A 12,364-nucleotide genomic window follows, 5' to 3' on the forward strand; every position below is an offset into this window, starting at 1 on the left:
GCACCGCAATGACCGTCCACGCCGTCGAGCCCGTCGAAGTCCCCGAGGGCAACGCAGTCTTCGGAGAGACCACCAGCGCCTTCGCGAGCTTCGGCTATTCCGCCGCGGTCCGCGCCCACGGCCTCCTGTTCATCGCCGGAACCATCGGGCGCCGCGCCGACGGAACCATCCCGGACACCATCGAAGAGCAGACCGAGATCGCCATCCGGAAGATCGAGGAGATCCTGCGGCTGGAGAACCTCGACCCCTCCGCCCTCGTCGACGTCACCAGCTACCACGTCGACATCCGTGAGCACTTGACCGGCTTCATCGAGGTCAAGCAGCGTCTCGTCAAGGCGCCCTACCCGGGCTGGACGATCATCGGGGTCAGCGGCCTCGCCAGCCCGGGACTCCTCGTCGAGATCCGCGCGACCGCCGCCTACCCCGGCACCTCCCGGTAGACCGTCCCTCCCGGGCCCGTTCACGGGCCCGGGAGCCCACCATCCCGGCGGCCCCCGGCCAGGGGTCCACCGCCCCCGCTCGTGCATGATGAGCCGACGACAGGCGAACTTCACCACGATCCGAGGGGCTCCGACATGAGCGGCATCGGGACATGAGCGGCCTCGGGGAGACGATCCTCGTCGCGGGCGGCCTGCTGGCCGTCGGCGGTGGTCTGCGCGAGAGCTGGGTCCTGTGGCGGATGCGGCGGTCCGGTGTGCGTGCCGACGGGGTGGTGCTGCGCCATGAGGTCACCGGCCACAACGACGGCCATGCCACCTACGCGCCCGTCGTGGCGTACGACGACGAACACGGCAGCCGCCGGGAGTTCCGCAGCAGACTGAGCGGCTCCGGGCGAAAGCCCGCGGAGGGCTCCCGGGTGCGTGTCGTCCATCTGCCCGGGCGCCCGGAGACGGCACGGCTGGACACACTGCACTACAAAGTGACCGCGCTGAGCCTCCTCTTCGGCGTGGGCGCCGTCTTCCTCGCCGTCGCGCTGTACCTCTGGTAGGCGCGGGCGCCGCCCGGCGCCATGAGCCGCTACGCGGGCGCCCGACGGTCCACGTACTCGTACACCGCCCCGTCCGGATGCACCGCGAGCAGATTGCGCCCCACCGGCGTCGCGACGGGACCCGCGATGACATGGGCACCCAGACCGGACAGCACCCGGTGGGCCTCGTCGACGTCCTCGACCGCGATCGTCGCCGCCACCTTGCGCAGCAGCTCAAGTTCCGCTTCCGGGCCGCTCATCAGCAGGAAGCAGCCGACGGCGGCCACCTGTACCCCGCCGCGTTCGAAACGGGAGGCTGGCACGCCCGCCAGGCGTTCGTAGAAGTGGACCGCGGTCTCCAGATCGTCGACGCAGACCCGTAGCGAGGCTCCCAGAATCTCCATGCGCACGAGCCTAGTTGGGGACCCCCGGGCGGGGAGATCGTTTCCGCCCGATCCACGCCCCGCTTCCCCGGAACGGGGGTGTGCAAGCCCGGGCACACCGCGTTATCCGCGTCCGCGTCCGGGTACCCGGCGGACATGAAGCCCATGGATCTGGAACATCTGGACAAGGATCTGGTCGACGAACTGGCACAGGTGGCACGGGAGGCCGTGCGCGACGAACTGCGCGAGCAGACCCGCAAGCAGCGCCGTACGGCCGCGCTGTACGCCGCGTCCGGCGCCGTCGGTCTCTACGCGGGAGCCGCACTCGCGCTCGCCGTGGGCCTGGTCCTGGCCCTCGGTCTGCCCGGCTGGGCCGCCGCCCTGATCATGGCGGCGGTGCTGGGCGCGGCCGCCTATCTGCTGCGGGGTGCGGCGCGCTCCGGCGGCGGTCACCACCACCATGCGGCCGGGGCCCACGCCCCCGGGCGGGTCCTCGGCGGTACGCCGCCCGCCGGGCCGCCGAGCGGACTCGGCATGCCGTACCCGCCGATGCCGCCCGCCACGCCGGACGCGGGCACCCATGTGCCGGGCCTCCCGGATCCGGCCGTACCGCAGACGGACACCGACGGACCCCGCCACCGGGTCCGGTAGACGACGAGCCGTGCGAGGCCGACGGTGCCTCGCCACCGACGCGTCGCACCCCGTCCGCGGCCGCTGCCGCCCCCGGCCCAGGAGAGGCGCCCGCCGCCGCTCCTGGGCGCGGAACGCGGAGAGCAGTGAGAGGCCCGGCAGGAGACCGGGCAGCGGGTACCAGAGGTCCGGCGGAACCGGGGGAGGGCCGACGCCTCACCCGAAACACCTGGAGTGTCGGGTTTGGTCGCGTCCGCCCGGGAAACGTGGAAGGTCTCCGCGGGCGGCAGGCGTGGGCCCGGCGGGCAGACGACATGCACGCGACCTCGTCGGAGGAGAAACGTGAGTCGACCTCGCATTCTCGTCGTCGGAGCCGGATTCGCCGGCTACCGGACGGCCCGCACCCTCGCCCGGCTGACCCGGGACCGCGCCGAGGTCACCCTGCTGAACCCGACGGACTACTTTCTGTATCTGCCCCTGCTGCCCCAGGTCGCCACGGGCCTCCTGGAGCCCCGGCGCGTCACCGTCTCGCTCCCCGGCACCCTGCCCCGGGTCCGCATGGTGCTCGGGCAGGCCGACGGCATCGACCTCGACGCGCGCACCGTCCACTGCACCGGCCCCGAAGGGCAGGGCAGCACCCTCGGCTACGACCGGCTGGTGCTCACCGTCGGCAGCGTCAACAAGCTGCTGCCCGTTCCCGGAGTCGCCGAGAACGCCCATGGCTTCCGCGGGCTGCCCGAGGCGCTCTATCTGCGCGACCATGTGACCCGCCAGGTGGAGCTGGCCGCCGCGTCCGACGACCCCGCCGACCGTGCCGCCCGCTGCACCTTCGTGGTGGTCGGCGCGGGCTACACCGGGACCGAAGTGGCCGCGCAGGGGCAGTTGTTCACCGATGCGCTGGTGCGCGGACGGCCGCTGCGCCGGGGCATGCGCCCGCGCTGGATGCTCCTGGACATCGCGCCCCGGGTGCTGCCCGAGCTGGACGAGCGGCTCTCCCGCACCGCCGGTCACGTCCTCGGCCGACGCGGGGTCGAGGTGCGGATGGGCGTCTCGGTGCGGGAGGCGACGCATGAGGGAGTCCGGCTGACGGACGGGGAGTTCATCGGCTCCCGCACCCTGGTCTGGTGCGTGGGCGTACGGCCCGACCCGCTCGTGGAGAGCCTCGGCCACCCCCTGGAGCGCGGACGGCTGCTGGTCGACCCCTGCCTTCAGGTCCCGGGCCGTCCCGAGGTGTTCGCCTGTGGTGACGCCGCCGCCGTGCCCGACCTCGACCGCCCCGGCCACTACACCCCGATGACCGCCCAGCACGCCTGGCGCCAGGGCCGGGCCGCCGCCGTCAATGTCGCGGCCTCGCTGGGCATCGGAAGCAAACGCCCCTACCGCCACCGCGACCTCGGCTTCGTCGTGGACCTCGGTGGCGTCCAGGCCGCCGCCAACCCGCTCGGCGTCCCCCTGTCCGGCCCCCTCGCCGGTGCCATCACCCGCGGCTACCACCTGGCCGCCCTGCCCGCCAACCGGGTCCGGGTGGCCGCCGACTGGCTCCTGGACGCCGTACTGCCGCGCCAGGAAGTCCAGTTGGGCCTGGTCCGCGCCTGGAACGTACCCCTCGACACGACCGCACCCGAACTGGCCCGAGTGCCCGGAACCCCCGACACATCCGGTACGGAGGATGAACAGTGAACACCCGTCAGCTCACCGAACTCGCCCAGCAACTGCGCGTCGACAGCGTCCGCGCCGCCGCGGCGGCCGAGTCCGGGCACCCCACGTCCTCCATGTCCGCCGCGGACCTGATGGCGGTCCTGCTGGCCAAGCACCTCCGCTACGACTTCGACCGCCCCGCCCACCCCGGCAACGACCGGTTCATCCTCTCCAAGGGCCACGCCTCGCCCCTGCTCTACGCGGCCTACCGGGCCGCCGGGGCCCTCAACGAGACCGAACTGCTCACCTTCCGCAAGCTCGACAGCCGCCTCGAAGGGCACCCCACACCCCGGCGGCTGCCCTGGGTCGAGACGGCCACCGGCTCCCTCGGCCAGGGGCTGCCCGTGGGCGTCGGCATGGCCCTGGCCGAACAGCGGCTCGACCGCACCGGCTACCGGGTCTGGGTGCTGTGCGGGGACAGCGAACTGGCCGAGGGATCCGTGTGGGAGGCCGCCGAGCACGCCGGGCACGAGCACCTCGACAACCTGATCCTGATCGTCGACGTGAACCGCCTGGGCCAGCGCGGACCGACCCGCCACGGCCACGACCTCGACGCCTACGCACGCCGCTTCCGGGCCTTCGACTGGCACACCGTCGAGGTCGACGGACACGATGTAGAGGCCGTCGACCGCGCCTTCACCGAGGCCGAGTCCACCACCGGGCAGCCCACCGCGATCCTCGCCCGCACCCTGAAGGGCAAGGGCGTGGCCGCCGTGGAGGACCGCGAGGGCCACCACGGCAAGCCGCTGCCGGACGCCGAGGAGGCCATCGAGGAACTCGGGGGCGTGCGCCATCTGCACATCGAGGTCCAGCCGCCGCCCGCCGCCCGGGTGCTGCACGCCGTGCAGGGCGGCCATCTGGAACTCCCGCGCTACGACCTCGGCGAGCAGGTCGCCACCCGGGATGCCTACGGAGAGGCCCTCGCCGCGCTCGGCAGCGCCCGCGGCGACGTCGTCGCCCTGGACGGCGAGGTCGGCGACTCCACCCGCACCGAGTACTTTGCCAAGGACCACCCCGACCGTTACTTCGAGTGCTACATCGCCGAACAGCTGATGATCGGTGCCGCCGTCGGCATGGCCGCACGGGGCTGGGTGCCGTACGCCTCGACCTTCGCCGCGTTCCTCACCCGCGCCCAGGACTTCCTCCGGATGGCCGCCATCAGCGGCTCAGGACTCAATGTCGTGGGCTCGCACGCCGGTTGCGCCATCGGCGAGGACGGCCCCTCGCAGATGGGCCTGGAGGACCTGGCGATGTTCCGCACGTTGTACGACTCCACCGTGCTCTACCCGTGCGACGCCAACCAGACGGCCAAGCTGGTCGCCGCCATGGCGGGCCGCGAGGGCATCCGCTATCTGCGCACCTCCCGCGGCAAGACACCGGTCCTCTACGGCCCCACCGAGGAGTTCCCGGTCGGCGGCAGCAAGGTGCTGCGCGCCAGCGCCGAGGACCGGCTCACCCTGGTGGCCGCCGGGATCACCGTCCATGAGGCCCTGAAGGCCGCCGACGCCCTCGCCGGAGAGGGCATCCGGGTCCGGGTCGTCGACCTGTACTCGGTCAAGCCCGTCGACCGCGAGACACTGCGCGAGGCCGCCGAACGCACCGGCTGCCTGCTGACCGTGGAGGACCACCGGGAGGAGGGCGGTCTCGGTGACGCGGTGCTGGACGCCTTCACCGACGGGCGGCCCGTACCGCGTCTGGTGCGCCTCGCGGTCCGTACGATGCCCGGCTCCGCAGCGCCCGCCGAACAACTGCATGCCGCGGGCATCGACGCGGAGTCCATCGCCACCGCGGCCCGGCTGCTGGTGGAGCACGCGGTGGCTCCCTGACCAGCGGATCGCCGCTCCCTCGCAGCCACAGGTTTGGCCAACGCCTTTGCGGCCAAACGAGGGGGAGAGGTGGCCATGACCAATACATCCCGTACACCGAAGAAGCAGGATTCTTCAGACGACGACAACCGGGCAGGAGGCAGGCCGAGCACCATGGAGGTGCTGCGCCAGGCGCGAGCCCAGTTCACCGAGCTGACCGGCCTGACCGCCGAGTCCGTCTCGTCCTTCGAACGCACCGAGAACGGCTGGTCTCTGCTGATCGAGGTCCTGGAACTGGCCAGGGTCCCCGACACCATGAGCCTGCTCGCGAGCTATGAGGTGGAACTCGACGCGGACGGCGAACTGACCGGCTACCGCCGTGTCCGCCGCTACGAACGCGGCCGCGCCGACAGCCGCTCCTGACATCCCGCCACAGAATCCGCGGCCGGACACCTGGCCGCCCCGACTTGTCAGTGCACCCGCACCCGTACCCATGACCGCAAGGAGGTCCGTTCGCCATGAGCGTTGTCCCGGCACAGCAGAGCGGAGGAGGCGGCAGCAGCGGCCTGTACGACGTTCTTGAACTCGTGCTCGACCGAGGGCTCGTCATCGACGCGTTCGTCCGCGTCTCCCTCGTCGGCATCGAGATCCTCAAGATCGACGTACGAGTCGTCGTCGCCAGCGTCGACACCTATCTGCGCTTCGCCGAGGCCTGCAACCGCCTCGACCTGGAGTCCGGCCCGCACAAGAGCCCCGGACTGCCCGACCTGGTCGGCGAGATCACCGAGTCCGGTGCGCGCGGCAAGTCCAAGGGCGCCCTCTCCGGCGCCGCGGAGACCATATCCGACGCCTTCCGCCAGGCCCGGGAAGAGGGCCAGCCGCGCTCGCGCACCCGTAAGTCCACCTCCGCGCGGGAGAAGAAGGAGGAGCAGGAGTGACCACCTACGTCTACGGCATCGCCGCGGCCTCCCACCCCTCGCTGCCGGACGGCATCGGCGGGGTCGGCGACCCGGCCCGCCCGGTGCGCGTCGTCACCCGGGGCGAACTGGCGGCCATCGTCAGCGACGCGCCCGAGGGACTGCGCCCCAAGCGCCGGGATCTGCTCGCCCACCAGAGCGTGTTGAGCGAGGCGGCCGCGGGAGGATCCGTGCTGCCCATGCGGTTCGGCAGTGTCGCGGCGGACGACGAGGCCGTCGCGGGTGTCCTCACCGAGCGCGTCGACCACTATCTGGAGCGGCTGGACGCACTGGGCGGGAAGATCGAGTACAACGTCAAGGCCAGCCACGACCAGGATGCCGTGCTGCACCGGGTGATGGCCGAGAACCCGGACATCCGCGCCCTGGCGGAGGCCAACCGCGCGGCGGGCGGCGGAAGTCACGAGGACCGGCTGCGGCTCGGCGAGATGGTGGCCGGCGCGGTCCAGGGCCGGGAGGGCCAGGACGCCTCCGCGGTACGGGACTCGCTGGAGCCGCTCGCCGAAGCGGTGAGCGTGGGCCCCGACTCCACCGGATGGCTGGCCAATGTGTCCTTCCTGGTGGACCGCGACGCCTCCGCCTCCTTCCTGGACGCCGTCGAGGAGGTCCGCAAGGCCCACCCGCACCTCGATGTGCGGGTCAACGGCCCGCTCCCGCCGTACAGCTTCGTGGAGCCGGGACCGGCCGAACCCGCGGCCGCCGCGGCGGACCCGGAGTGAGCGATGGGGCTGATCTCGGAGGTGCTGCTGCTGCCGTTCGCGCCTGTGCGCGGTAGCTTCTGGGCCGTGAGACAGGTGCTCACCGAGGCCGAGCGCCAGTACTACGACCCCTCCGCCGTACGGGCCGAACTGGCCCGGCTGGAAGAGCGGCTGGACGCGGGCGAGATCGACGAGCAGGAGTTCGACCGCCTGGAGGATCAGCTCCTGGACCGGCTCCAGATCGCCATGGAACGCGGCGGCGGTACGGCGCCATGAACCGAGTGGAATTCGGCCTCGCCCTGGGCATCGCCTATGCCCTCGGCCGCAGGAGCGGCAGGTCGAGCCGGCCCCTGGCGGCCCGCGTCCCGGCATCCGCCCACGATCCGTCCGTCGAGAGACTCAAGGCGGAGGCATGGGCGTATCTGGTGACGCGGGCCCAGCCCCTGTTCGCGGTGATGGGCCGGGGGCTGGGCCGCGTCAGCCTCCGGCTCGGCGCCGTCGCCGACGGCGAGAGCCCCGCCTTCGCCCGCGCCGCCCTGGCCCTCGGCCGCCATGTCGTCCGGAGCAGCCCCCCGGCGTACGCCGAGGAGGAGTACGAGGACGCGTACGAAGCTGAGGATGCGTACGAAGCCGAGGGCGCGGAGGAGTACGTAGACGAGGACGGGTACACGGAGGACTTCGAGGACGAGGAGTTCGAGGAGTTCGAGGACGCGCCGCCGCCCGAGGACTTCGAGGACCAGGAGTTCGAGGACTACGACGACGAGGACCCGGAGGCCCTGGAGGAGACCGAGGCCGGGGAACCGGAGGAAGAGGAGGGCGGTCGTTCATGACCACTCCCGCACGACTGCCCGATCCGTACGCCCAAGGCGGCGCCAATCTGGCCGACATTCTCGAACGCGTCCTCGACAAGGGCGTGGTGATCGCGGGTGACATCCGGATCAACCTGCTGGACATCGAGCTGCTCACCATCAAGCTCCGGCTGGTCGTCGCCTCCGTCGACCGCGCCAAGGAGATGGGCATCGACTGGTGGGAGCACGACCCCGCGCTGTCCTCCCGGGCGCGGGACCGGGAACTCACCCGTGAGAACGAAGAACTGCGGGCCCGGCTGGCCGAGCTGGAGGCCGCGCCCGCCGAGAAGGAGGGGTCATGACCGGACTGCGGTACGTGTACGCCGTCTGCCGTCCCTTCGAGGCGACGGCCGAGGACGGCCCCGCCGGCGTCGCCGGGGTGCCGCCCCGGCAGCTTCCGCACGGCGGCCTGATCGCCATCGTCGGCACGGTCCCCGAGGAGGACTTCGCCGAGGAGCCTCTCCGGGCCCGCCTGGAGGACCTGGACTGGCTCACTGCCACCGCCCGCGCCCATCAGGGCGTCATCGACGCGCTCACCTCCGTCACCACCCCGCTGCCCCTGCGGCTCGCCACCGTCTTCCGGGACGACAGCGGCGTACGCGCGATGCTGGAGGAACGCGAGCAGGACTTCCACCGGGCGCTCGACCGGCTCGAAGGGCGGGTGGAATGGGGCGTCAAGGTCTACGCGGAGGCGGAACGGACGGAACAGAAGGACCGCGCGACGGAGTCCGCCGCGGCCGGGAAGGCGGCCTCGGGCCGTGACTATCTGCGGCAGCGGCGTCTGCGCCACCACGCCCAGGAGGAAATGCGGGCCACCGTCGACAGGTTCGCCGGACAGTTGCACGACACCCTTTCCGGCTGCGCCGAGGATTCCCTCCTCCATGCCCCGCAGAATCCCGCGCTCTCCGGGGTGTCCGCCCGCAATGTACTCAACGCGGCCTATCTGGTGCCCCGTTCGGATTCCGAGTCGTTCGTGGAAAGGGTCGAGCGGGAGAAGAGCGGCATTCCCGGTGTCCGTGTCGAACTGACGGGGCCCTGGGCCGCGTACTCCTTCAGTGCTGTCGAGGGGCGGTCCCACTCGTGACCGTGCTCGAGAACCGGCAGGTCGCCCTGGTCGACCTCCTGGACCGGCTGCTGGCCGGAGGGGTCGTCATCACCGGCGACCTCACCCTGCGCATCGCGGACGTCGACCTCGTCCGTATCGACCTCAACGCGCTGATCAGCTCGGTCGGCGAACAGGTGTCCGCACCGTGGGCGGAGGAAGAGTGAGCAGCCAGGAGACCCAGCGGAAGCGACTGGATCTGGAGCCCGACACGGTGGAGCGGGACCTGGTCAAGCTGGTCCTGACCGTCGTGGAACTGCTCCGCCAGCTCATGGAGCGTCAGGCGGTGCGCCGCTTCGACACCGGTGAGCTGAGCGAGGAGCAGGAGGAGCGCATCGGGCTCACCCTGATGCTGCTGGAGGACCGCATGGCCGAACTCAGGAACCGCTACGGACTGCGGCCCGAGGACCTCAATCTGGACCTCGGGCCGCTGGGAACACTGCTTCCGCGGGACTGACCGCTTGGTGTCAGCGGGCGTACGGACGGCGGGCGGAGACGCTTCTCCGGGCCGTCACCAGCGATACCACCGGCTCCTTCCTCCGGCTGCGGTCGTACCGCGCACCAGGAACCCCAGAAGCCAGATCACAAGCACCGCGAGCGCGATCCACCAAAGGATTTTGACCGCGAATCCGACGCCGAACAGAATCAGGGCCAGCAGAAGAACCAGCAGAATGGGAACCATGGTGTGACCTCCTTCACACCGAGTTTCCCGAAAACTTGGAATTATACGCCTTTTCGGCACAGGATTTCTCCGTGCAGCACGGCGAACCAGCCGTCCTCCTGCTGCCCCCACTCCCGCCAGGCCCGGGATACGGCCGCCAGTTCCGCCGTCGACGCATGGCCGCCTGCCATCACCCGTTCGGCGTAGGCGGAAGCCACGGTGCGGTCCGCCCACAGCCCGCTCCACCAGGCCCGCTCCTCGGGCGAGGCGAAGGTCCAGGTGCCGGATGTCGCCCTGATGTCGTGGAGACCGGCCCGCAGGGCCCAGGAGCGCAGCCGCCGCCCGGCGTCGGGCTCGCCCCCGTTGGCGCGGGCGACCCGCCGGTAGAGGTCCAGCCAGTGGTCCAGGCCCTCGGCGGCCGGATGCCAGGTCATCGCGGCGTAGTCGGCGTCGCGTACGGCGATGAACCCTCCCGGCCGGGTGACCCGGTGCATCTCGCGCAGCGCCTGCACCGGGTCGCCCACATGCTGGAGCACCTGATGCGCATGGACCACGCAGAAGGTGTCGTCCGGGTAGTCCAGCGCATGCACGTCCGCGACCGCGAAATCGGTGTTGCCGAGCCCGCGGGCCGCGGCCGTGGCCCGGGCCCGGTCCAGGATCCCCGGCGCCATGTCGACGCCGGTGACCTGGCCGCCGGGGACCAGCTCCGCCAGGTCCGCGGTGATGGTGCCCGGCCCGCAGCCGATGTCCAGGATCCGCATGTGCGGTTCGAGGGAGTCGAGCAGGTATGCGGCGGAGTTGGCCGCGGTCCGCCAGGTGTGCGAGCGCAGCACGGATTCGTGGTGGCCGTGCGTGTAGACGGCGGTCTCCTTCGGCATGCCCGGCTCCTTGTCCTCGGTACGCATCACCGTAGGCGCTCATGCCGAATGGTGAGACCCGTGTCTTGCCATGCGGACGGTCGTGTACCGGGGGCACCGCGTGTGCGGGGGGTGCGGGACGCCGTCAGTGGACGGGGAGCGGGCGGTAGACGGTGAGCGCCTCGGGGAGCTTCTCCAGGGTCACCGGGCCCTCCGCCTCGATGACTTCGCCGTCGTAGGCGAGCAGGGTGCCCGGCGCCACGCCGTCCAGGCGCAGTCGCCGCACCCGGAGCGCCGAATGGACGGGCGAGCGGGAGAGCGGGCCCGCGAACGCGGCCGCGAGCAGCCGGGGCGCGGGATGGCTGCCGCCGCGCACCACCCGGACGTCGAGCATCCCGTCCGCCAGGTCGTGGCGGCGGCCCGGGGCGAGGCCCCTGCGATGGTAGGTGCCGTTCCCGGCGAAGAGCATCCACAGCGGGCGCGGGCGTCCGCCCACCCCGATGCGCACGGGACGGGCGTCGCCGCGCAGCACCCGCAGGGCCGCGAGCACACCCGCCGGCCAGCCGCCGATCCGCGGGGACCAGTGCTCCCGCAGGCGCACCAGTTCGGGATAGACGCCCACGCTGAAGGTGTTGAGGAAGTGGCCCCGGGTCTCCCCGGAGGTGAACCGGCCCACGTCCACACGGACCGCGTCGCCCCGCCGAAGGGCCTCCACCACCTCGCCGACCCCCTCGATACCGAGGTCGAGCGCGAAGTGGTTGAGCGTGCCGCCGGGGATGACCGCGAGCGGCAGACCGTGGCGCAGGGCGATCTCGGCGGCCGTGTTCACCGTGCCGTCGCCGCCGCACACCCCGAGCACGCGGGCCCGGGTGGCGGCCTTCTCCAGCCCGGTGCGCACATCGGCGGGCTCGCACTCCACCATCTCCGCGGCCGGCAGGACGTCCTGGAGGGCGCGGGCCCGCTCCGGGGTGCCCGAACCCTTGTTCACCACGACCACCAGGCCCTCCCCGTCCGGCAGCGCGGGCACATCCGGCCGCGGACGGCCGGGCGGCGACTCCGTCTCGCGCGTCGGCACCAGGCCCCGGACGGCGTAGGCCGCGCCCACGCCCAGGGCCGCGCCCGCCAGGACATCGCTCGGGAAGTGGACACCGGTGTAGACCCGGGAGAGGGCGACCGCGGCCGCGGCCGGTGCCACCGCCGCGCCCAGACCGCGCGACTCCAGGGCGACACCCGCGGCGAAGGCGGCAGCCGAGGCGGCATGGCCCGACGGGAAGGAGGTGGTGATCGGCTGGCGCTTCAGCCGCCGGACGGCCGGGACCGGGTCCAGGGCGGGCCGGGGGCGGCGCACCGAGCGCTTGCCGAGGGTGTTGATGGTGGCGGAGGCGAGGGCGAGGGAGGCGACACCGCGCACCGCGGCCCGGCGGGCCCGGGGGCTCCGGGTGGCGGCGAGGGCCGCGGCCGCGCCGAACCACAGCACTCCATGGTTGGCGGCGCGGCTCAGACGGGGAAGCAGCGGGTCGGCCCCGGGCCAGTGCCGGGCGGCCACGGCCTCGAACAGCCGGCTGTCCAGGGAGAGGAGCCGGTCGCGGAAGGGGTGCGGGCCCGGCAGCGGGGTGGTGAGGTCGACATCAGGACTCATGGCTCGCGCATACCCCGAGACGGCCGAACCGTGCAGGGGTCTCCCGGGACCGGCGAAGCGCCGGGCCGGAGGCGGCCCGGACGGTAATCGGCTTGCCCGGTT

At 72.3% G+C, this 12,364-nt stretch carries 18 protein-coding genes; 14 read left to right on the forward strand and 4 right to left on the reverse strand.

The genetic code is table 11. The features are described 5' to 3' along the window. Nucleotides 1-8 precede the first annotated feature (8 nt). Both ACIHAA_RS02960 and ACIHAA_RS02965 read left to right on the forward strand, forming a co-directional pair. Nucleotides 9-440: a Rid family hydrolase gene (locus tag ACIHAA_RS02960; RefSeq protein WP_399812207.1), complete on the forward strand. Its 432-nt coding sequence runs from the start codon at nucleotides 9-11 to the stop codon at nucleotides 438-440. Nucleotides 441-592: 152 nt separating this feature from the next. Next, nucleotides 593-988, forward strand: coding sequence for a DUF3592 domain-containing protein (locus ACIHAA_RS02965; RefSeq protein ID WP_399812210.1), 396 nt, complete (start codon nucleotides 593-595; stop codon nucleotides 986-988). 29 nt (nucleotides 989-1,017) lie between these two features. Here ACIHAA_RS02965 and ACIHAA_RS02970 read toward each other — a convergent pair whose 3' ends face one another. Continuing rightward, the gene (locus tag ACIHAA_RS02970) at nucleotides 1,018-1,371 is read right to left on the reverse strand and encodes a VOC family protein (protein WP_399812214.1); all 354 of its coding nucleotides are present in this window, start codon (nucleotides 1,369-1,371) and stop codon (nucleotides 1,018-1,020) included. Between the two features lie 135 nt (nucleotides 1,372-1,506). Between ACIHAA_RS02970 and ACIHAA_RS02975 the strand changes: the two genes are divergently transcribed. The 12 genes from ACIHAA_RS02975 to ACIHAA_RS03030 all read left to right on the forward strand — a co-directional run bounded on the left by ACIHAA_RS02975 (nucleotide 1,507) and on the right by ACIHAA_RS03030 (nucleotide 9,562). Continuing rightward, nucleotides 1,507-2,001 (forward strand): phage holin family protein, encoded by a 495-nt coding sequence (locus ACIHAA_RS02975; RefSeq protein ID WP_399812217.1) that lies wholly within the window; start codon nucleotides 1,507-1,509, stop codon nucleotides 1,999-2,001. 321 nt (nucleotides 2,002-2,322) lie between these two features. After that, on the forward strand, nucleotides 2,323-3,660 hold the full coding sequence (locus tag ACIHAA_RS02980; protein ID WP_399812220.1) for an NAD(P)/FAD-dependent oxidoreductase: 1,338 nt from the start codon (nucleotides 2,323-2,325) through the stop codon (nucleotides 3,658-3,660). Then, nucleotides 3,657-5,504 (forward strand): transketolase, encoded by a 1,848-nt coding sequence (locus tag ACIHAA_RS02985; RefSeq protein WP_399812222.1) that lies wholly within the window; start codon nucleotides 3,657-3,659, stop codon nucleotides 5,502-5,504. The genes ACIHAA_RS02980 and ACIHAA_RS02985 overlap by 4 nt, the downstream gene beginning before the upstream one ends. Before the next feature lie 75 nt (nucleotides 5,505-5,579). Further along, a complete protein-coding gene (locus ACIHAA_RS02990; protein ID WP_399812224.1) occupies nucleotides 5,580-5,906 on the forward strand; it encodes a gas vesicle protein in 327 nt (108 codons plus the stop codon). Nucleotides 5,907-6,001: 95 nt separating this feature from the next. Next, nucleotides 6,002-6,421: a gas vesicle structural protein GvpA gene (locus ACIHAA_RS02995; protein WP_399812227.1), complete on the forward strand. Its 420-nt coding sequence runs from the start codon at nucleotides 6,002-6,004 to the stop codon at nucleotides 6,419-6,421. Continuing rightward, a complete protein-coding gene (locus tag ACIHAA_RS03000; RefSeq protein ID WP_399812229.1) occupies nucleotides 6,418-7,176 on the forward strand; it encodes a GvpL/GvpF family gas vesicle protein in 759 nt (252 codons plus the stop codon). Before ACIHAA_RS02995 ends, ACIHAA_RS03000 begins: the two co-directional genes overlap by 4 nt. A 3-nt stretch (nucleotides 7,177-7,179) precedes the next feature. Beyond that, on the forward strand, nucleotides 7,180-7,431 hold the full coding sequence (locus ACIHAA_RS03005; RefSeq protein WP_399812231.1) for a gas vesicle protein GvpG: 252 nt from the start codon (nucleotides 7,180-7,182) through the stop codon (nucleotides 7,429-7,431). Next, complete coding sequence (locus tag ACIHAA_RS03010) at nucleotides 7,428-7,985, forward strand: hypothetical protein (RefSeq protein WP_399812234.1); 558 nt, start codon at nucleotides 7,428-7,430, stop codon at nucleotides 7,983-7,985. The genes ACIHAA_RS03005 and ACIHAA_RS03010 overlap by 4 nt, the downstream gene beginning before the upstream one ends. After that, nucleotides 7,982-8,305, forward strand: a complete 324-nt coding sequence (locus tag ACIHAA_RS03015) for a gas vesicle protein (protein WP_399812237.1) — start codon at nucleotides 7,982-7,984, stop codon at nucleotides 8,303-8,305. The genes ACIHAA_RS03010 and ACIHAA_RS03015 overlap by 4 nt, the downstream gene beginning before the upstream one ends. After that, the gene (locus tag ACIHAA_RS03020; protein WP_399812240.1) at nucleotides 8,302-9,087 is read left to right on the forward strand and encodes a GvpL/GvpF family gas vesicle protein; all 786 of its coding nucleotides are present in this window, start codon (nucleotides 8,302-8,304) and stop codon (nucleotides 9,085-9,087) included. Before ACIHAA_RS03015 ends, ACIHAA_RS03020 begins: the two co-directional genes overlap by 4 nt. Further along, complete coding sequence (locus ACIHAA_RS03025; protein ID WP_399812242.1) at nucleotides 9,084-9,272, forward strand: gas vesicle protein; 189 nt, start codon at nucleotides 9,084-9,086, stop codon at nucleotides 9,270-9,272. The genes ACIHAA_RS03020 and ACIHAA_RS03025 overlap by 4 nt, the downstream gene beginning before the upstream one ends. Beyond that, the gene (locus tag ACIHAA_RS03030) at nucleotides 9,269-9,562 is read left to right on the forward strand and encodes a gas vesicle protein K (RefSeq protein WP_399812244.1); all 294 of its coding nucleotides are present in this window, start codon (nucleotides 9,269-9,271) and stop codon (nucleotides 9,560-9,562) included. The genes ACIHAA_RS03025 and ACIHAA_RS03030 overlap by 4 nt, the downstream gene beginning before the upstream one ends. A 54-nt stretch (nucleotides 9,563-9,616) precedes the next feature. On the opposite strand, the gene ACIHAA_RS03035 is transcribed toward ACIHAA_RS03030, so the two are convergent. From ACIHAA_RS03035 to ACIHAA_RS03045, 3 genes are all read right to left on the reverse strand, one after another. Then, on the reverse strand, nucleotides 9,617-9,787 hold the full coding sequence (locus ACIHAA_RS03035) for a hydrophobic protein (RefSeq protein ID WP_399812247.1): 171 nt from the start codon (nucleotides 9,785-9,787) through the stop codon (nucleotides 9,617-9,619). Between the two features lie 41 nt (nucleotides 9,788-9,828). After that, the gene (locus tag ACIHAA_RS03040; protein ID WP_399812249.1) at nucleotides 9,829-10,644 is read right to left on the reverse strand and encodes a methyltransferase domain-containing protein; all 816 of its coding nucleotides are present in this window, start codon (nucleotides 10,642-10,644) and stop codon (nucleotides 9,829-9,831) included. 124 nt (nucleotides 10,645-10,768) lie between these two features. Then, nucleotides 10,769-12,262: a bifunctional phosphatase PAP2/diacylglycerol kinase family protein gene (locus tag ACIHAA_RS03045; RefSeq protein WP_399812253.1), complete on the reverse strand. Its 1,494-nt coding sequence runs from the start codon at nucleotides 12,260-12,262 to the stop codon at nucleotides 10,769-10,771. Between the last annotated feature and the right edge of the window lie 102 nt (nucleotides 12,263-12,364).

The organism is Streptomyces sp. NPDC052040 (assembly GCF_044548405.1).
Lineage (GTDB): Bacteria > Actinomycetota > Actinomycetes > Streptomycetales > Streptomycetaceae > Streptomyces.